The sequence below is a fragment of the Vibrio sp. vnigr-6D03 genome (assembly GCF_002835515.1).
GTDB classification, from domain to species: domain Bacteria; phylum Pseudomonadota; class Gammaproteobacteria; order Enterobacterales; family Vibrionaceae; genus Vibrio; species Vibrio penaeicida.
In genome coordinates, this window is record NZ_PIZL01000001.1 from 246,352 (window position 1) to 265,325 (window position 18,974).

General features: G+C 42.4%; 15 protein-coding genes. 6 read left to right on the forward strand and 9 right to left on the reverse strand.

The window, feature by feature from the left end:
* Nucleotides 1-38 precede the first annotated feature (38 nt).
* Together codB and CW749_RS01070 are read right to left on the reverse strand one after the other, a co-directional pair.
* A complete protein-coding gene (codB, locus tag CW749_RS01065) occupies nucleotides 39-1,277 on the reverse strand; it encodes a cytosine permease (RefSeq protein ID WP_101110024.1) in 1,239 nt (412 codons plus the stop codon).
* Entirely contained in the window at nucleotides 1,274-3,433 is a 2,160-nt protein-coding gene (locus CW749_RS01070) for a transporter substrate-binding domain-containing protein (protein WP_101110025.1), read from the reverse strand. The genes codB and CW749_RS01070 overlap by 4 nt, the downstream gene beginning before the upstream one ends.
* Nucleotides 3,434-4,077: 644 nt before the next feature.
* On the opposite strand from CW749_RS01070, the gene CW749_RS01075 reads away from it, so the two are divergent.
* Entirely contained in the window at nucleotides 4,078-4,485 is a 408-nt protein-coding gene (locus CW749_RS01075; RefSeq protein WP_180958294.1) for a molybdopterin-dependent oxidoreductase, read from the forward strand.
* Between the two features lie 2 nt (nucleotides 4,486-4,487).
* Nucleotides 4,488-5,573, forward strand: a complete 1,086-nt coding sequence (locus CW749_RS01080; protein ID WP_101110027.1) for a GGDEF domain-containing protein — start codon at nucleotides 4,488-4,490, stop codon at nucleotides 5,571-5,573.
* Nucleotides 5,574-5,875: 302 nt separating this feature from the next.
* On the opposite strand, the gene CW749_RS01085 is transcribed toward CW749_RS01080, so the two are convergent.
* Nucleotides 5,876-8,188 carry a methyl-accepting chemotaxis protein gene (locus CW749_RS01085; RefSeq protein WP_101110028.1) on the reverse strand — a complete coding sequence of 771 codons (2,313 nt, stop codon included), beginning with the start codon at nucleotides 8,186-8,188 and terminating at the stop codon, nucleotides 5,876-5,878.
* 292 nt (nucleotides 8,189-8,480) lie between these two features.
* Nucleotides 8,481-9,821, reverse strand: a complete 1,341-nt coding sequence (locus CW749_RS01090; RefSeq protein ID WP_101110029.1) for an alpha-amylase family protein — start codon at nucleotides 9,819-9,821, stop codon at nucleotides 8,481-8,483.
* Nucleotides 9,822-10,100: 279 nt separating this feature from the next.
* Here CW749_RS01090 and CW749_RS01095 point away from each other — a divergent pair, with 279 nt between their 5' ends.
* Complete coding sequence (locus tag CW749_RS01095) at nucleotides 10,101-11,231, forward strand: fatty acid desaturase (protein WP_180958313.1); 1,131 nt, start codon at nucleotides 10,101-10,103, stop codon at nucleotides 11,229-11,231.
* 71 nt (nucleotides 11,232-11,302) lie between these two features.
* Here the strand turns inward: CW749_RS01095 and CW749_RS01100 are convergent, their stop codons facing one another.
* The 5 genes from CW749_RS01100 to CW749_RS01120 form a co-directional block, all read right to left on the reverse strand.
* Nucleotides 11,303-11,767, reverse strand: a complete 465-nt coding sequence (locus CW749_RS01100; protein WP_101110030.1) for a GNAT family N-acetyltransferase — start codon at nucleotides 11,765-11,767, stop codon at nucleotides 11,303-11,305.
* Nucleotides 11,764-12,093: an antibiotic biosynthesis monooxygenase gene (locus CW749_RS01105; protein WP_101110031.1), complete on the reverse strand. Its 330-nt coding sequence runs from the start codon at nucleotides 12,091-12,093 to the stop codon at nucleotides 11,764-11,766. The genes CW749_RS01100 and CW749_RS01105 overlap by 4 nt, the downstream gene beginning before the upstream one ends.
* A gap of 351 nt (nucleotides 12,094-12,444) precedes the next feature.
* Nucleotides 12,445-12,987 carry a glutathione S-transferase N-terminal domain-containing protein gene (locus CW749_RS01110; protein WP_201796983.1) on the reverse strand — a complete coding sequence of 181 codons (543 nt, stop codon included), beginning with the start codon at nucleotides 12,985-12,987 and terminating at the stop codon, nucleotides 12,445-12,447.
* A 9-nt stretch (nucleotides 12,988-12,996) separates the two neighbouring features.
* Complete coding sequence (locus tag CW749_RS01115) at nucleotides 12,997-13,365, reverse strand: glyoxalase (protein WP_101110032.1); 369 nt, start codon at nucleotides 13,363-13,365, stop codon at nucleotides 12,997-12,999.
* Between the two features lie 7 nt (nucleotides 13,366-13,372).
* Nucleotides 13,373-14,071 carry an aspartate/glutamate racemase family protein gene (locus CW749_RS01120; protein WP_101110033.1) on the reverse strand — a complete coding sequence of 233 codons (699 nt, stop codon included), beginning with the start codon at nucleotides 14,069-14,071 and terminating at the stop codon, nucleotides 13,373-13,375.
* A gap of 292 nt (nucleotides 14,072-14,363) precedes the next feature.
* On the opposite strand from CW749_RS01120, the gene CW749_RS01125 reads away from it, so the two are divergent.
* The 3 genes from CW749_RS01125 to CW749_RS01135 all read left to right on the forward strand — a co-directional run bounded on the left by CW749_RS01125 (nucleotide 14,364) and on the right by CW749_RS01135 (nucleotide 18,963).
* Nucleotides 14,364-15,290, forward strand: coding sequence for an AraC family transcriptional regulator (locus CW749_RS01125; RefSeq protein ID WP_180958295.1), 927 nt, complete (start codon nucleotides 14,364-14,366; stop codon nucleotides 15,288-15,290).
* A gap of 144 nt (nucleotides 15,291-15,434) precedes the next feature.
* The gene (locus CW749_RS01130; RefSeq protein ID WP_101110035.1) at nucleotides 15,435-17,219 is read left to right on the forward strand and encodes an ABC transporter ATP-binding protein; all 1,785 of its coding nucleotides are present in this window, start codon (nucleotides 15,435-15,437) and stop codon (nucleotides 17,217-17,219) included.
* Nucleotides 17,212-18,963 carry an ABC transporter ATP-binding protein gene (locus CW749_RS01135; RefSeq protein WP_101110036.1) on the forward strand — a complete coding sequence of 584 codons (1,752 nt, stop codon included), beginning with the start codon at nucleotides 17,212-17,214 and terminating at the stop codon, nucleotides 18,961-18,963. Before CW749_RS01130 ends, CW749_RS01135 begins: the two co-directional genes overlap by 8 nt.
* Nucleotides 18,964-18,974 lie beyond the last annotated feature (11 nt).

The following is an 18,974-nucleotide window of genomic DNA, read 5'->3' on the forward strand; positions in this document are numbered from 1 at the left end:
GAATACTGCCTTTTAATGTCTGGAGTTAGGTCCTGTGATTACGACGCTCTGTATATTGCCGCTTTCACAGGCTTTAAATGTAACACCCAGTAGGACAACATAGCTATGATTACGGCATTCACGGGGACAACACCGGGTAGAATAGCGCCTCCGATGATACCAATCGCAAACGCATAAATGCCCAACCAATTCACTTCTTGAAATTCAACGCTGGCGTAATCTTGATATTGATGACGACGCATTAAAAAGTCGGCAATGATCACACCACCAACGGGAGGAATGGCGAGAGAAAGAAAATGTAGCCATTCGATAAAGTGATCGTAAAGCCAAAGCGCAAACAAGGTACCAAGCAACCCGTTAAGCACCGACAAACGATGACTAGGTAAGCGCGTGATGTTCGAAAATGCCAGTCCAGACACATACAAAGCATTGTCGTTGGTTGTCCATATATTCAAACCTAAAACAACAATGGCTGGAATCAAAAGCCCCTGTGCCAACATGGCATCAAACAAGTCAGCATACCCAATACTAGAGCTGCTCAATGCACCAAACACAAACATTACCGAGTTGCCAATTAAGAAAGCCAATACCGTAATGAACAAGGCTTTTTTGTGGTTTTTGGCAAATCTCGCAAAGTCAGCAGTTAAGGTGGCGGCACTAATAAATGTCCCCACCACTAAGGTTAAGGCCTCTGTTGTACTTAGCTTGTTTGGAATAGAACTCAATTCACCGTATAGCGCACCCACGGTAAATGTTTCAAGTGCACACATAACGGAATAACCACCAAACAATAAGATGGCTGGAACCGCGATAGCAGAGAGAAATATGAGGGCCGACATACCAAAATAGGCGGTGCTCACCATTAGCAAGCCACTTACTCCAATCAGAATGCGCACATCCACCCCAATAACCTTACTCACGGGAATGGCAAACATGGCAACCCCAACGCCAAACCAACCAACTTGCGTACCACCCAATATCAAAGAGGGAAGCCAAGAGCCTTTGTGCCCAAACGAGAAGTGGGTCAGAAGATGAGTTGATAGTCCTGTTGTTGATCCGATATAACCGAGTAGGCCTGCGTACAAAGCCAGCATTATGTTGCCCGCCAATACTACCCAGATAAAGTCTGACGTTGATAATCCTCCCCAAACCACACCACCCGCTTGCATACTAGCGGAGAAGAAAGTAAGACCAACCAGCACGAGACCTAAAGCCAGCGTCCGCTTTCTTGCATAATAAGGAACAGGGCGGAGGCTAAAGTTTTCATCAAAAATCATGTCGCATCACCTTTATATTGAAGGTGAAAGTCGGTGTAGCTGGTAACGGTATTTCGTCCCATACGTTTGGAGTGATAGAGGGCTCTATCTGCCCTTTGCATTAAATCGGTGATGGAATGCTTCGCGAAGTATTGAGCAACACCAAAACTGCAACTCATAGTGCCAACTTCATCAAAATGTTCTGCATTAATCGCGAGCCTCAACGTTTCAGCTAAGTACTCCGCTTGTTCTTCGGTTTTACCTGGGCAGATAACGATCAGTTCTTCTCCGCCCCATCGGCCCACCAAATCAGAATCTGATATGTTTTCTTCAAACACTCGGGACATGGTTATCAAAGCTTGATCTCCAATTAGGTGACCATAGCGATCGTTCAAAATTTTAAAGTGATCAATATCCCCGAGAATCACGCTGAAGGGTTTGCGACTAAAACCAAATTGCGCGACTTGTTCTGCCAAAACGGTATCGATGGTATAGCGGTTATACAGCCCCGTGAGCTGATCTTTTGTGGAGAGTTCTTCTAGTTTGCGATACTTCATCTGTAATACATAGTAGCTGTACCCTATCGCACACACCACGATGAAACCAATGGTCAACACCGCCCAAACCAGTCGGTTATCGCTAACAGGTTTGTAGTTTACAGGTGTCCATGAATTTAGGATGGAAGAATGCAAACGAATGTCCATTTTCTCAATGGCTTTATTGAGGATGTCAGCTAATTTTTCTTCGGCTTTATTCACACCAACACTCAGAGGAAACGACTGATTCATCCGGCTCCCCACCATAAGATTAGGGAAATAATTTTGTAGGTGATAGGTCACAACTGGAAGTGCGCCGATAAACCCAAAGAGTTCTTTATTCTCAACCATTTGAAGCCCCGTAAATGCCGAGTCTACAGGAACAAAGTTAACATCGGGGTAACGCGCACGAAACTCATCTGCAAGGCCATGATTTCGGTTAAAACCAACATATCTCCCCACCAACGCACTGATTTCAGCCGCATAAGGCGTATTCTGATGAATAGCGACAGCGACAGGCAAAGAAAGATAGGGTTGGGTATAGGTCATGTAATCTAGGCGAGATTTGTTTGGACGGCTTAGAGTGAGAACATCACATTTGCCCGCTTCGATGTTTTGAAGCGATTCTTTCCAACTTGCACTTAACACGTGTTCGAATTTTATGGCGAGGCTTTTCTCAAAATACTGAACATACTCGCCTGTCATTCCCTGCGCTTTTCCATCCAAAATACCCTCTACAGGTAAGAAATCTGGGTGAGTACAATATCGTATGACTTGTTTCTCATTCAGATACATGCGCTCATCTCGGTTCAAGTTGAGCACATTGACTTTGTTTGTTTGGTTATTAGTCAGCCATTTACGCTTAAGCGATTGAATGGTTTCAGGTGACAGAGACAAATAGGCTTTATCAAGAATAGAGGCAAGCTCTGGACGGTCTTTTCGAACCGCCAGTGCTTGATAATAGACTCCTAGGTTAACGTTCTCAGCAAGAGAAGTAACACGAAGGGGAGAATCGATGTAATTTTCGAGATAAAAACGTAATACATGTTCGCTATCGAGTGCTGCGGAGACTCTCCCACTCACCACTTTTTCAATGGAATGAAGAGTATCTTGGGTTTCTACCAAACGAATTTCAGGGTAGTTTTCTCGGATAACGGGGATTTCTGCCGCCCCTTGCACAACCGAAAGTGACTTTCCTATCAAATCAGAAAGTTTGGTAATCGAGTTAATGGCATCACTTGATACGAGAGCATTTGTAACCGTAATGGTTCTTGAATCGGTGAACTTGGCGAATTGCTTACCTTCTTGGGTAGGCGTCATGTTAGAAATGATATCCAGCTCTTTTACCTTGAGTTTATCTAACGCTTCAGCCCAGTCTGCCACATCGACAAATTCCACTTTTGCACCCACTTGTTGAGCAAGCAAAAGTACCAGTTCAGTAGAGTAGCCTTTCCTCTCACCAAATTCTCGATAATTAAATGGAGGCCAATAATCTTCCGAATGCACCTTCCATACTGGATGCCGTTCTAGGAACAGTTTCTCTTTGGCTGTTAGTGCTTCCTCTCCCTGAGCTTTAGCCACTAATATCAACGTCACTACTAATGGAAAAATCCAACGTAGAATATGTGAAAATTTATACATCTAGGGGAGAGTATCCTCTTCAATTTGAGCTGAAAGTTAAAATCCAAAAATGATATGGATTGAGTATCACATTATAACGGCTGCCAATTTTAACTCAGTCACCGGTGATATCGATTCCAATTCGTTAATACTTAATACTCATGTGTGATCAACTTCAAAAGTAATTACTAAAAATTATAATTCTAACCTTTTAATATAGTTTAACTTAGTGAATAGTGCAGGAATTCACATTAAATAACATGCATATATATTAATTTTCTTTCTCATCCCTATAATAAAAACCTTATTTTCTGCATTACACATATTTTCTTTTGGATCGAACTCATTGTTGTAAAAACAATTATTGAGCTGATTGTTAAAAAATCACTCCCCCGTCGATTTTCAAGTTTCCAACCAATATTAAAGATCACTAAATATCTGTATAGTTCAGGATAATTAGCGAACCGCATGCTATTCTTGATTACAAGACAAATCTCAAAATTCATACAATCAAACGGAATTTGACCTTAGAATAATAAGTTATTTAATACTTCTGGTTTTAAAATTCTCATGGAGGGAATATGCGCACAAGACTTAAAAATTTCTCTGTACTAATATTTTTACTTGTTTTTTCGGGACTTACCTCCGCGCAAGGAAAAAATACAGTGTTGAGTGTTACCGGTGACGTTGAAAACCCTGCCAGTTATACTTTAGAAAACATCAAATCATTTCCTCAGTTATTAATTACTACCAACACACCATGGACGAACGAAGCCCATACCTATAAGGGACCTAAGCTGGAGGACATCTTAAATGATGCCAAAGCAAAAGGTTCTTGGTTGACTTTGAAAGCACTCGACAAGTATGAAGTGACGCTAGATTTTGAACGCATTCGTCAATTCGCCCCTATATTAGCTTGGGAAGACAACGGTAAAAAAATGTCGGTTCGCGGAAAAGGACCATTGTGGCTTATTTTGCCAAAAGACCATCACGAAGAACTCCAACCTCAAATATTTAACGACTATATGGTGTGGCAGCTGATTAATGTCGAAGTGTTGTCGAAGGAGCCTTGATAATGCCCCTACCCAGCCGTTTTCAAACCCCAGTATTGATAGTTGTAGCGGTGCTTTTTTTGTTATGTGCAATGGTCAGCGTTGCCCAAATAGTGAAAAGTTTGGATTTATTAGCGGTAAATGAACATTCAACAGGTAGAGCTTTAGTGCAACTCATGTTGCTGCATAAAGAATATCTAACGGCTGCTAAAGATTATTTCAGAGGAACAATCAATATTGACGACCTAATTACCAGCTATGACCTAACATGGTCCGCGTTTGAAATTCTACTAGTCGGGTCAGAATCAGCTAATCTGATGGAAAAGCAAGGTCGATTAGAGATTATTGTTGGTACTTTTGAATCATTTAAAACACTGGATCCAACTTCTGATTCATTTAATGCCATTCATTTCTCACAATATTTGGCAAAAGGGCAACAAACCGCTGAAACAATTAACGCGTTGATGAATGAAGAATTCCAGCGTGTGGCAGAAAATAATTACCTACGTGATTTCGAGTTGGTTCGTTTAAACAGTATCATGGGGTATAGCTACGCAGGAATAGCCCTATGCGGAGGCTTTCTATTGTACGTGACGCTGAAAGACCGCCAAAAAATAAGCCACTTAGCCTACCACGACTCTTTAACAGGACTAGCAAACCGAGCCGCTTTACAAAATAAACTCAAAGATTTAAAACGCCAGAGCCAAGCTCAACTTTCTGTGTTGTTATTGGATCTCGACGGGTTCAAACTCGTCAATGACACTTATGGGCACGATGTTGGTGATCATTTGTTGAAGAAAATCAGTGCCCGTCTCAAAGAAACATGCATTGACACTGACTTTATCGCACGATTAGGCGGCGATGAGTTTGCCATTGTCAGACAAGACCAAACAGAGCCTCAATTGTTGCCTGAAAGCATTATTGAATCATTATCTAAACCCATACGAGTTGGCTCAATAGACTGTAAGGTTGGGGTAAGCATTGGTATCTGTTTAGACAGTGAATACCAAGCATCTTGGGTCGATATTCTAAAATCGGCAGATATTGCTATGTATCAGGCAAAATCTAATGGTGGTAATTGTTATGACTTCTTTGATGATGCTGCTTAGCACTCACATTAGCGGTGCTGACAAGCCATTTTGTACTATACCCAAGTGTTCTCAAGATACTGGGCATAATGCAAAACTCATAACCCTATCTTCAGATTCAAATTAGGGCTTTCTATTCAATAGAAAGCCAAGCGATAGAGTATTCAATTCCCTTAAAGCTCTCTTGCTAAAAGTTCTCTGCTAATAAACGAAAGATTAGACGGGAGTTTTATCGATTTTGCGTAAGTTGAATGTGGATACCGAGAAACAAAAAAGCAGTGCTGGAATATCAGCACTGCTTTTTTCGTTTGTATCAGCGGAATTTAGTACCGGAACTGCCCAACTTTCTTGTTCAATTCTGTCGCTTGTCCAGACAACCCAGAAACAACGTTATCTATTTCATTGGTCTGATTTGATACCTGCATCGATGCATCGGCAATGGAGGTAATGCTGCTACTGATCTCGTCCGTAACGGAAGACTGCTCATTAGCAGCCGTTGCTATCTGCAAATTCATGTCATTCAATTCAGTCAGCATATTCGTGATTTGATCAAGCATGTCCGTATTTTGTCGGCAACTTTCAGTTCCTCGCTCTACAGACGAATTCGCGTTAGTGATTCCATCCGCAACGGCTTGCGTTTCTCCTTGCAACGCCTCAATTTTACCACGAATTTCTTCAGTTGAAGCTTGAGTCCGGCTTGCGAGTGAGCGAACTTCGTCCGCTACGACGGCAAAGCCTCTACCTTGCTCTCCAGCTCGCGCAGCTTCAATCGCAGCATTCAAAGCCAAGAGGTTCGTTTGCTCGGCAATCGACTGAATAACATCGAGCACTTCACCAATTGAATTGCTCTCTTTTAACAGCCTTTCAATTGCTTGATTGGCTTGTTTCATTTGATCGGTCAACTGCCCCATCTCATTACCAAGTGCGCGTCCTATGGTGGCACTGCGTTGCCCTGTGTCATTCGCATTTTTCACGAACTCAGCGGCTCGGCTGGCAAACTGCGCCACTTCCGATACTGACGCACTCAATTCGTTTACAGCTGCCGCAACAGAATCCGATTTGTTGTGCTGTTCATTCACAGCATTGCGCGTATCACCCATAGCAGTTGACATTGTTTGGCTATTTTCAGTCAGCTCATTTGTCGCGCTACTAAACTCTTTGATAATACCTTGTAACTGTTTAAATAAATCATTCAGGGCTGTAGCGAGATCAGACATCTCGTCTTTGCCTTTGTTATCAAGCCTCGCAGTAAGATCCTTAGAACTACTGATATGAGAAATTTGCTGCGCAGCGGCTTTAATAGGTCGAGCGATTCCCCCTCCTACTACCGATGCTCCTATCGCTGATAACAAGAGTAAGACAACAGTACTAATGCCTACCGTTGCAAACACCGCACTGTTTAAGCGTCCAACATCTGCCAACGCTTCTGCTTCATCTATTTCACTGAGAATCGCCCACTTCAACCCTGCCACTGTAATAGGCGAGTATGCGGATAGCACAGGAACATTACGGTAGTCCAAAATGATTTCGCTACCCACTTGACCACTAAGCGCTGCTTTACTGCCTTTGGTATCTACTGGTTGACGACCAATTGCACTGTCTTTGTCGCCGATTTCAGAAACCACGCGGGCAGAAATTCCAGCGGATGTCAGCGCTTGCATGTAACCTTGCTTATCTTCAAGTAAGAAACGAGACTGGCTTCTGAGTAAGCTATCTTGGCCGACCAAATAAGTCTCTCCACTTGTACCAAGCCCAGCATCTGCCCATTTTCCATCGTAGGTCATGATGCTATTGATAGCATCAACAGGCATTTGGAAAATCAACACCCCAAGCCTTTCACCGCCTTCGAATACGGGCGCCGCCATAAAAGAGGCCGCCGCTTCATAGGATGGATAATATGGCTTGAAGTCAACTAAGAAAAAGTCGTTTTTGACTTTAGATTTTGCACCATTAAATGCTTCCGCTAGACCACTGTTTTTGTAAGGGCCAGAAAGAAGATTGGTTGCGTAGTCCAATTCCTTAAAGACGGAATAAACAATGTTTCCTTGATTGTCTACCAAGAAAATATCGTAATACCCAAACGATTCAAGAAAATGTTTGATAGGAGGATGGTACAGTTTATGTGCTTTATCGTAGGAAGTATTCAGCGTATCAGACTTCAAAAGATGCTTCTCACCAAGCGCATTCGGGTTAACGCCAATGTAACGCGCTTGTAGTGCTGTACCTACATCACTTATCTGGCTCAAGCGGCTCAACTCATTACCCGACTTGTTACCATTGCTGCCTCGGTACGTTTGCCCAAATCCGTTACTGTAATAACTTTTAAGTGCATTCACATCAGCAGAGCTCACCTTTTCCTTTGGGTACTCGCTGAATGTTGAAGTGAAATCTCTTAATGCCGCTTGGGTCGAAATATCATCTGCTAGCGTTTCTAACTGAAACTGAATCTGTTCAAAGTATCTTTCGATTTCCCTTTTTTTTATCTCTCGGACTGAAATTAATTGACTAATGGCTCTATCATAAATTGCTTGCTCGGATAAATCCGATGCTCTCCAGGCTACGAAGTTTCCGCTGACGATAACCCCAATCGCGCAGAGAGAAGAACAAGCGAGAATAATTTTAGTTGCGATCTTCATTTTATAACCTTATCAGCTTTCTTATTGTGTATTTCTACCGGCAGTGAGTATCCACATAGATAGAAATTAGCGACAGCCTGCTGACTTTTATATATTTAAATTTTTTATTGATCGATCAAGTTTAAGTTTGGTACAGAATGTAATGGGTTACACAATTAAAATGAGGTAGGTTAGCAAATTTCGTCAATAACCCTTTGTATAAAAGGGTTATATTTTATACTCATTAAATATAACCATATGAAATTAGTGGTTACTTACTTGACGTATGAGCTAAAAAAAAGGATAAATTAGATTAGTTAAAACAATGGATTACATAGTCATTTGGTTTTATTTCAAGATGTTCGATATTCCATTTTGAGCTAGTTTCCATATTTTGAAGGTTTGGATACAGTGTAGAAACAGGTTGCGCATATTTTCCTTTATTGATGCCCATCATTCCTTTTTGTCCACGTGAAAATAAAATGACATCTTTACTTATAAAGTGAAATGTCATCTTCTCACCGTACATTTTATTGTGGAATTCCAGCAGAGCTTTTAATTTATCACTTTGCCAAAAGTATCCCCATCGGTTGATGCTGGCTTGGTGTGCCATTACTCTAGCTGGCGGCTCAGCATAAATGAGTGGCACCCCACCATCTCGCCCCAGTAAATAAGCATAGGCTAGCCATTCACTAGTTTCATCCATTACTAAATCTTTGAATACAGTATTATTAGGTATGTCATGGGTAATGGCGAATGTGACGGCTCTAGGGTTGGATAGAGCCATGCCTAAAGCATAAGGGTCGACTAATGATTCCAGTGTCCCTTCCGGTTTCATGGCTTCAAACAAGGTATTGAACAGCGGAAAGTCATATGCCGCGAGTTCTGTTTTTTCTAAATAAGGTTTAAGAAAGAGTTCGTATTCTTGCTTAGTTGCCCCACCATCCGTAATGATTTCGCCAAAGATATGCATACCTTCCGTAATATCCGGACCCCACACTTTTTCTAAGTGCTGCAAGCTCATATGCTTAGCTGCGTCGATCCGAAACCCACGCACTCCCAACTGCTTTAGTGCCTTCAAGTAATGTCTTTGTTGTTCAACCACATGCTTGTTGTCTTTAAGGGTGGGTAAACCTGGGTCTGCTGGGCCGCTGCTGATTCGACCATTTTGTACTTCCCACTTGTTGCGCCAATCAACAATGCCAAACGGCTCGACAAAATCTTCCTTCTCAAACAATGGTTGCGAAAGGTCCCCGAACAATTTCAGTTCATTATAATATTCAGTGCTCGATTTGTAGGTGTCCAAATCGGATTGGGCCGGAAATTGTAGATCGGATCTTACATCCGATTCGTTGGCCATATGATTAAAAACAACATCGACATACACCCAAATGTCATGCGCCATAAGTGCTTGCAACATATGTTTAAAATCGTTGGTGTTACCTAAAGGGTTATCGATGATCCTGTAATCTTGTGGCTGATATCGCTGCCACCAAAATTGACCCTTGCCTTCTTTCAATGATTTTAGTGGGGGCGATACCAATACCGATCGATAGCCTAATCGGCTGATCTTGTCAGCCTGCTCAGCAATTTCACTGTATTTCCAGTCGAACGCATGCAGTATCACATTTGAACGCCCTTGATTTTGTAACATTCTTTAAATGGCTCCACATTCCCCAGATGGTTCAGTCAATATCTTAATAAGCAAGACGATTCAAATGCAACCATTCCCTCAAAGATTCAACCCGTTAAGTCTGCTCGCATTAAAATGCCTCCTCTTCCCCTTGTGCACTGCTAGGCTTAATTTATACCCAGAGAGCTCAAGATGATTGGATATCAACAACATTATTACAACTTAACTATTGACTTACACATGTTCGCTGAATATCTTTGAGTGAACATGTGTAAGCTGAAAAATGGAATGAACAAAAAAATGGTCGACACCGAAAAAAAGCCCCCCCTCATCTGGCTTAATATTGGGGTATTTTCTATCAGTATGCTTTTGGCAGTGTTGGTTGCACCTTGGTACGGGTATCAATTTGGATATGGAGTGGAACACCTGATTTGGCTGGTCGTCACATTCAGTTTTTGCAACCTTTCTATCACCGCAGGTTACCATCGTCTTTGGGCACACAAAGCCTACGAAGCACACCCCATCATTCGGGTTGTTTACGCTTTGGGTGGGGCTTTCGCTCTTCAAAACAGTGCGCTGCATTGGTCGTCTGATCACCGAGTTCACCATAGACACGTTGATGTTAATGACAAAGACCCTTACTCAGCTAAAAAAGGCTTTTGGTTTTCACACATTGGCTGGATGCTAAGGCATTACAACAAGACCACTTATTCCGATTATTCAAACTGCCGGGATCTTCAAAAAGACCCCATCGTCATGTGGCAGCATAAGCACTACTTACTGCTTGCCATCGCTATGAATGTTGGCGTACCAGTGTTACTCGGCCTTTTACATGGGGATGTTTGGGGAATGTTGCTGGTCACTGGAGCCGTTAGGTTAGTGCTAAATCATCATACGACTTTCTTTATCAATTCACTGGCTCACATTTGGGGCTCTCAGCCTTACACGGACAAGAATACGGCAAGGGACAACGGATTTTTAGCATTTCTAACGTTTGGCGAAGGCTACCACAACTATCACCATATCTTTGAAAATGATTACCGTAATGGCATTCATTGGTGGCAGTACGATCCAACTAAATGGATGATTCGGTTATTTTCCTTGGTTGGCTTGGCCAGTAAACTGACGCGTTGCCCTGCCATTCGAATTGAGCGTGCTCGGATACAGATGCAGCTACGTAAAGCAAAGGAAAATATTCAAAACAAACCGCAAGGCGCGACAATAATCGATTCTCTGCAATCAGAGTATGACGCGCTATGGAAACAAATGCAGGAATATTACGAAGTCAAAAAGCAGCTTATGGAAGCGAAAAAAACCGACCTGACTCGTAAGTATGAAGCATCGTTGCTCAAGGTTCGTTACCAACAAGTGCGCGCGACACTGAAAACCAAACAAAAAAGTTGGGACAGATTGGTCGCACAATACGCGTAAGCTTTAACGCGAACTAAAACCAAAAAACTCACCATCTGGTGAGTTTTTTCATTCAAGGTAAGACTATCAATCTAAACGTGTTTTTCCATCAGGAAGTTGGTTAATGTTCTACCTCGGAGCTCTATTTCTTGTCGCTGTACAACGTCAAACCCAAAGTGCTCATAAAACGGCTTTGCCGTAATACTCACCTCTGAATAAAATCGATTTATGCCTTTCGCTTTACCGACAGAGAAAATATGGTTCATCAATGCCGCTCCAACGCCTTTCCCTTGGTATAGGTGGTGGCAAAAGAAGTGATCGATTAAGCCATCTTTTTGCAAATCAGCGTAGCCGACGACTTTGCCATTCAGTTCAGCAATATATGGCTCTATGCTGTTCATTCGCTTTTGCCATCGTGCCAGTTCGAAACGTTCAGGTGCCCATGCTTTCACATCATCTTCACTGTAGTCGCCTAAATTCACTTTGCGTACAGTGTGGAAAAACAACTTCCAAGTCGCTCTAGCATCTTGCTCGGTATAGTGTCGAATCAGAATCATACCTCCTCCTCAAAACTATAATCGCGCTCTACTTTTGCAATTCGTGTTTTGTAAGACTGGTACCATTGCTTTCTACCTAGCTTTTGCGCCTCGAGGTGTTCAGCATTGGATTTCCACTGTTTGATTGAGTCCAAATCTCGCCAGTAAGATACCGTAATGCCCAGTTCTTCCCGTGCGGACTCTGCACCCAAATAACCCGGTTGTTGCTCTGCTAGCTCCAGCATTCGGTTCGCTGTATCGCCATAACCTTCATCATGTAGACTTTTTACTGAGCTAAAGATCACCGCATAATACGGAGGCTCTGGTGTGTTTGAAATTAACGACATCTATATACTCCTTCACAAAGTATCCAGTATCTATACTCAAGCGACTTGAGTATAAACGTACAAAGCTGGATACAAATCTTATTAAGCTCTTACTCTATTCATTGAGTATTGGCTTAGATATTGGGGTTTGTTGGAGTCTAAGACCTGATAACCCTAGACCCCACCGATCCTTTCCCCTGACTGTTATACCCAAGTGACCTCAAGATGCTTGGGTATAAGCGATAACATCATCGCTTTTAATAATCTTCTCTCGCTTTAAGTTCAGTGAAATCGCTCATGATCCACTTTTGGTATCCTACTCGCTGCTTTAACGCTTGATACCATTCATTTACTCTTGGAGGTAGCTTGATATCAAGCCCTTGCTCGGTTAATCGATAGAGAATCGCTCCTACACACATCGGCAAGAGAAAGCTTAGCGCCAACCAAAACCGGGTATTCTCGGTTTGAACTCTCCAAAAGTGAGCGCTGCAGCGTCGATTCGACCAAATTTAGTGCGCTCATGCATGTGCTTAAATCTCTATCTATTTGGCTCATATCCCGTTTGCTTTCAGGCATACGGTAGAAACCCCAAAACGTTCCCATAAAAGCGGGTTGAAAAATCACTTGTGACCAATCCATCCATCTTTCATATTCAGAACGTTGATAAGGCGTTTGCATTTCACCGTATTCGCTCGCTAGATACCGTAATATAGAGTGCGACTCCCAAATTACTTTATCACCATCCACTAATACGGGGACTTTCTTCATCGGATTCAACTTGGAAAACTCAGGGTCATCCAAACCACCGAATCGCCCACCTAGCTCAACCAATGAGAAATCGAGATGCAGCTCTTCCAAAAACCAAAGTACTTTCTGTACATTAAAAGAGGTCTTACGTCCGTATACCTTAATCATGATGACCACTTAAATATTTTGAGCAATACGCCACAGAACGCCACTTGGGTCTGTCACAGTAAAATCCAGCATTCCCCAAGGTTGCTCAATTAAAGGGGAAACATTTACGTCATATTTATCTTTAATTTGACCTTCAGTCACCGCGTGGTGCCATGCTTTAGCATCCTCAACTTGGAGGTGCATCATCAACTCGTTGGTGTGCTTTGCTTCTGCGAGGTTCTGAAGTAGAAAATTGGTATGTCCAAGCGAAAAGAACGCAAGATCACCCATGTCGTTTTTTAACTCAAACCCTAAGTCGATATAAAAGGCTTTGCACAATTCATAATTTACTGCAGGGATAAAAACCTTAATATCTACGGTTTTAAGATTATGTGTCATTATTTTTTTAGTCCTTAGCCAAAGCAAATTCAACGGCGTGTTGCGCGTGTAAGTGTGTCGTGTCGTAAAGAGGAGTGACGGTATCGGAAGGCTTAACCAGTAATGCTATTTCAGTACAACCTAAAATTATGGCTTGCGCACCTTGCTTTACTAACGAGCCAATGACATCTAGATACGTCGTTTTGGACGAATCTAAAATCTGCCCATGGCACAATTCTTCATAAATAATCCGGTGTACTTCCGCTTGCTGTTTTTCGTTAGGTACAACAACAGAAATACCAAAATTCGTTTCTATACGTTCACGATAAAAAGCTTGCTCCATTGTGAAACGTGTTCCAAGAAGCCCTACCTTTGTAATGCCATTTGAAACCAGAGCATTTCCCGTTGGATCGGCAATATGAAGAAGAGGTATGGAAACAGAAGATTGAACTTCTGGCGCTACTTTATGCATTGTGTTTGTACAAATCAGAATGCAGTCAGCCCCAGCAGCTTCTAGAGATTTCGCTGCATTGGAGAGGATACCGGCCATTTTATTCCACTCGCCTGCACGCTGAAGTGCTTCAATTTCAGCAAAATCAACACTGTACAGACAAATTTTAGCAGAGTGAAATCCACCCAATCGCTGATTGGTCAGTGTATTTAGAGCTTGGTAGTAACTGGTTGTCGATTCCCAGCTCATGCCGCCAATCATCCCTATTACTTTCATTACACCAACCTCTTATTTAAATTTCCTTTACAAATTAACAAAGACCCAACAAAACTTCGATATAAATATGCATCTTATTGATAAATTTTTAAGTTACTGTCACTGCCGAGTCCTTATTCAATCTATGAGCTGAAGGCTCAATGTTCGATTTTTTTATTCTGAAGCATCGATCACACCCAGAAAATTTATCTACTTGTAATAAAGAAGGCTAACCATTAACCTCACGATTTATTGATAATAACTCTCATTTGTAATGAACGGATTCTATCGGTTTCAGTTTGACCACATTGAAATGTTTGAAACGGTAGCCGAAAAAGGCTACTACGGTCTGAACGCGTCATTCGGGTCCTTAGAAGTCAACCGATTCAACCTAGATAAAGGCTTACACTCTATGCGTATGCAGGGAACATTTAACCGTCCGGTCGAATTGTTCTCTAGCGATGGGTTTGGTCCTCGAGAGATCACCATTTTTGTTAGCACAGGCAGTTGCTGTGAATGCTATCTGCAGTCTTTGGGTAAGCGATTTTTAATATCCCCGAACAAAGTGGCGATCTATTATTCAGATGAAGTTTCCGGCTATACACGAGCTCAGAACCGTTTATTTCAAGGCGTATCGGTTAACATTTCTATCGACCAAGTAAGGTCACTCGTAGAAAGCTATCAATGTAAGGATTTAGAGCGCTATTTCTCTCCCGCTTTTCAAAACCAACCAAAACCCTTTTTGTTTACGTTTGACGCAAACGAGAGCATGATGGCGATTGCGCGGCAAATGCTCACCAGCAGCGCCAACAACTTAGCAGAAACACTACAATTCAGAGGGCTTGGCTGGCATTTGTTTTCTTTGGTATTGCAAGAAATGTCGCCTTCTAATCTTCAATCAGGCAAATTGAGTCAAGCAGACATAAACAAGATCTATACCGCTAAAAACTTATTGCTAGAACAAATGGACGCACCACCATCTCTCATAGAACTGGCGCAAAAAGTCGGCTTGAACGATTTTAAATTGAAGCTCGGATTCAAAGAGGTTTTCAAACAAACCGCATTTGGCTACCTCCACCAACAAAGGATGGAACGGGCAAGAGAGATACTATTAGAACAACGCAGTAACGTGGTTCGAGTAGCTAATGAGGTGGGGTACCAAAATCACGGACACTTTTCTGTTGCGTTCAAAAAACATTTTGGGATCACACCAAGAGACTACCTAAAACTCACTCAATAGCGTTTTCTGAACTGGCTAAATAAACCCAACCACATAAAATTAAGCTCAACTTTTCATACACTTAAAATAATCCGCCATTGAGCAGTCTTTCCAATTTCTTCGTTCAGAATGAGTCTAACTTTTGAAAGGAAGAAAGGTAGTTCAATGAATCAGGAAGCGACAGCCAGTCTAAAGTGGCTTTTTCAAGTTTCCGCAGAACACAAACTCAAGCTCGTATTTTCAATAATTCTGTCAGCTGCTAGTGCTCTTTGCGGACTTGCTCCATTTTACTTCGCCTATTTGGTATTAGAACAATTATTAAGCGACAGTTTTGACGCATTACAAGCTTGGAGTTGGGCTGGGTACGCCATCGCCTTTATGTTGGCTCGCTATGCCATGTTATTAGGCGCAGTTATGCTCTCTCATAAATCCGCATTCGCCATTCAATATCGAGTTCGAACACTCGCACTGGGTCATATGGCGACGTTACCAATGGGGTTCTTTAATGATAAGAGTTCTGGCGAAATCAAAAAGATCCTCTCAGAAGATGTTGAAAGAGTAGAGCTATTTGTCGCCCATCACATCTCCGATTTCGTTACATCCATCATCACGCCAGTAGCGGTATTTGTTTTCTTACTGTTTATCGACGTGCGAATGGCATTGGCTGCTTTAGTGCCTATACCTCTCGCAATCATTACCCAAATGAGCATGTACAAAGGGTTTGAAGATAAATCTCGCCAATACCACCAATCATTAGAGAATCTTAATATCAGCGTTACAGAATATGTGCGTGCAATGCCCGTGATTCGGGCATTTAATGCCGGGGGAAAACCTCACAAACTTTTCACATCAAGCTTAGATAACTACCACAAACTGGTTGTGCAATGGATTAAAGACGCAAGCTGGCCTTTTGCTGCATTCAAAACGCTATTAGACAGTGGTCTTGTGGTGCTATTGCCTTTGGGCGTTTTCTTTTGGTCGCAAGGAAGTTTGGATGCCGCAAGTTTTACTTTATGTATAATACTTGGCGTGGGAATGATGGAACCTCTCTACAACATCACAATGTTAAGTGGATACTTGAGCCAAATTTTCGAAGGTGTTAACAGGCTCCAATCCCTAATGGCACAACGTTCGTTGTCTGAACCCGAAAAAAGCGAAACACTGACTCAATTTGATGTGGAATTCAAAAACGTTAATTTCCGCTATTTCGATGAATCGGATCTCGTGCTCAAAGATGTTTCTTTTAGAATTAATCAAGGTTCAATGACGGCATTAGTTGGTCCTTCGGGATCAGGGAAATCAACGTTGGCTATGTTAGTTGCTAGATTTTGGGATACATCAAGCGGCGAGATACTCATCGGTGGAAAACCTATTCAATCACTTTCTCCTTCTTACTTGATGGACAACACGGCTTATGTTTTTCAAGACAGCATCATCTTAAACCAATCTGTTCGCGACAATATTGCTATGGGCAGTAATGCTTCACTAGATGACATAATCACCGCAGCCAAAGCCGCTCAAGCCCACTCTTTCATTTGTGATATGCCTAACGGGTACGAAACCGTGCTAGGAGAAAATATGTCACTGAGCGGAGGCGAAAAACAACGCATTTCCATAGCACGTGCAATCTTAAAAAACGCCCCAATTCTCATTTTGGATGAAGCTACGGCTTACGCAGATGCCAACAATCAAGCACTCATTCAGTCCGCTTTGGCAACGTTAATGGTTGATAAGACCGTCATTGTTATCGCTCATAGGCTGTCAACCATCGTACATGCAGATTCAATATTGGTTCTTGAAAAAGGACGCTTAGTTGGACAAGGCTCGCATACGGAGTTACTGGGCGAGTGCCATGTTTACCAAACCCTTTGGCATTCTCATCAAGCATCTCGTCAATGGAGTTTATCAACAAAAGAGCAAGGAACAGAAAAGGAGCTTATTGATGCTTAAACAAATGAAAGCTCTGACTGGTACAGAAAACGAAGGGCTAACACGAAATATCCTCGTTGGTTTTCTAGAAGCTTTCCTTATGGGTATTCCATTCGTTGTAGTTTATTTGGTAATTAAGGAAATGTTTCTGCCACAACCGAACTTGAACTTTATTTGGGTTTGCTGCGGTTCCATGCTGGTTTTATTTGCCTTGCGCGTCGTTGTGGCTCGATACGTAATGGTTCATAGCCAAATATTTGGATACGATGCCGGCATTAATATCCGTCAAAACCTGGCAGGTAAATTAAAAAAAGTACCAATGGGGTATTTACTGAAAACAGACCCAGGCGCGCTTAACGCAACCATGCTACAAGACGTCACTTTTACCGAGCAAATATTTTCCCATCTTTTCTCCCAATTGGTCGTTACCATCAGTTTGGTCGCTTTAGTCGCTGTAGGCTTAACCTTTGAAGATTGGCGACTAAGCCTCGCAATGTGCATTGGTCTTCCCATCGCCATTGTGACCTTTATTTTATTGAAAAAGGCAGGGGCGATACTGAGCAGAAAGCTACTGGATAAAGTGGCTGAAATGACGGGTTCTTTGATGGAGTATATTCTCGCCATCAAACTTCTCAAATCGTACAACTTAGCTGGTACACGCTTCTCCAAACTCGATAATCAGCTTAAAGATATTCAGAGAATGAGCCTTAAGCACGAATTTGTAGCGGGTGTCGCACCTCTCAGTTTTGTTTGCTTAGTGGAGCTCGGATTCGCAACAATGTTGATCTCGCTGATCTATCTATACGCTGGCGGCGAGTTAGCACCACACGCTGGCGGCGAGTTAGCACCACACGTTGCGGTTTTATTTTTGATTGTGTCGAGCCGCTTTTTCAAGCCTCTTATGTCCATCGCAATTTACCTTGCTGAATACAGCTTTATGCAGCAAGCCTCTAACCGGATTCAAGAAGTACTCGAAGCACCAGAACTTCCTCAGGGAGAGGTAAACCGAAAGCTAGAACCCAGCATTGAATTCGAAAACGTCAGTTTTACTTACGCTCAAAACCCAGTTTTATCCGGTATTAGTTTCTCTTGCCAGCCGGGAAGCTTAACTGCGCTGGTCGGCCCATCAGGAAGCGGGAAAACAACCATAACCAGTTTGATTGCTCGCTTTTGGGATACCACTGAAGGGAACATTAAAATTGGTGGTCATAATGTTCAATCGCTTACTGCTGAATGTTTAGCAGACCAGATCAGCATGGTATTCCAAGACGTTTACCTCTTCCACGATACCGTATTCAATAATCTGACCATTGGATTGCAAAACCCAAATAGGCAGAAAGTTGAAGAAGTATGTAAAGCAACGTGCTGCTGGGAATTTGTGTCTAACTTACCTCATGGGCTAGACAGTATGATAGGTGAAGGGGGAGCAACGTTATCTGGCGGTGAAAAACAGCGTTTATCTATTGCTAGGGCGATTTTGAAAGATGCCCCCATCGTATTACTGGATGAAGCCACAGCGTCATTGGACCCTGAAAATGAGCATGAAATACAGCAAGCTTTAAGCGCGCTGATTAAGAAGAAAACCGTCATTATGATCGCTCATCGACTCAATACCATTGTCAACGCCGATCAAATACTGGTGCTAGACGACGGCAAAATTCAGCAGCAAGGAAGCCACCAAGAGTTGATTGACACGGCGGGTCTATATCAATCGCTGTGGAACGCGCAACAGCAAGCCCATGGTTGGACAATGAAAGCATCTTAATTACCCTCCTG

Bases quoted from the DNA above. Each gene is read 5' to 3' on its own strand.
- codB (WP_101110024.1), bottom strand. From the start codon at position 1,277: ATGATTTTTGATGAAAACTTTAGCCTCCGCCCTGTTCCTTATTATGCA.
- CW749_RS01070 (WP_101110025.1), bottom strand. From the start codon at position 3,433: ATGTATAAATTTTCACATATTCTACGTTGGATTTTTCCATTAGTAGTG.
- CW749_RS01080 (WP_101110027.1), top strand. From the start codon at position 4,488: ATGCCCCTACCCAGCCGTTTTCAAACCCCAGTATTGATAGTTGTAGCG.
- CW749_RS01085 (WP_101110028.1), bottom strand. From the start codon at position 8,188: ATGAAGATCGCAACTAAAATTATTCTCGCTTGTTCTTCTCTCTGCGCG.
- CW749_RS01090 (WP_101110029.1), bottom strand. From the start codon at position 9,821: ATGTTACAAAATCAAGGGCGTTCAAATGTGATACTGCATGCGTTCGAC.
- CW749_RS01095 (WP_180958313.1), top strand. From the start codon at position 10,101: ATGGTCGACACCGAAAAAAAGCCCCCCCTCATCTGGCTTAATATTGGG.
- CW749_RS01100 (WP_101110030.1), bottom strand. From the start codon at position 11,767: ATGATTCTGATTCGACACTATACCGAGCAAGATGCTAGAGCGACTTGG.
- CW749_RS01105 (WP_101110031.1), bottom strand. From the start codon at position 12,093: ATGTCGTTAATTTCAAACACACCAGAGCCTCCGTATTATGCGGTGATC.
- CW749_RS01110 (WP_201796983.1), bottom strand. From the start codon at position 12,987: ATGATTAAGGTATACGGACGTAAGACCTCTTTTAATGTACAGAAAGTA.
- CW749_RS01115 (WP_101110032.1), bottom strand. From the start codon at position 13,365: ATGACACATAATCTTAAAACCGTAGATATTAAGGTTTTTATCCCTGCA.
- CW749_RS01120 (WP_101110033.1), bottom strand. From the start codon at position 14,071: ATGAAAGTAATAGGGATGATTGGCGGCATGAGCTGGGAATCGACAACC.
- CW749_RS01125 (WP_180958295.1), top strand. From the start codon at position 14,364: ATGTTTGAAACGGTAGCCGAAAAAGGCTACTACGGTCTGAACGCGTCA.
- CW749_RS01130 (WP_101110035.1), top strand. From the start codon at position 15,435: ATGAATCAGGAAGCGACAGCCAGTCTAAAGTGGCTTTTTCAAGTTTCC.
- CW749_RS01135 (WP_101110036.1), top strand. From the start codon at position 17,212: ATGCTTAAACAAATGAAAGCTCTGACTGGTACAGAAAACGAAGGGCTA.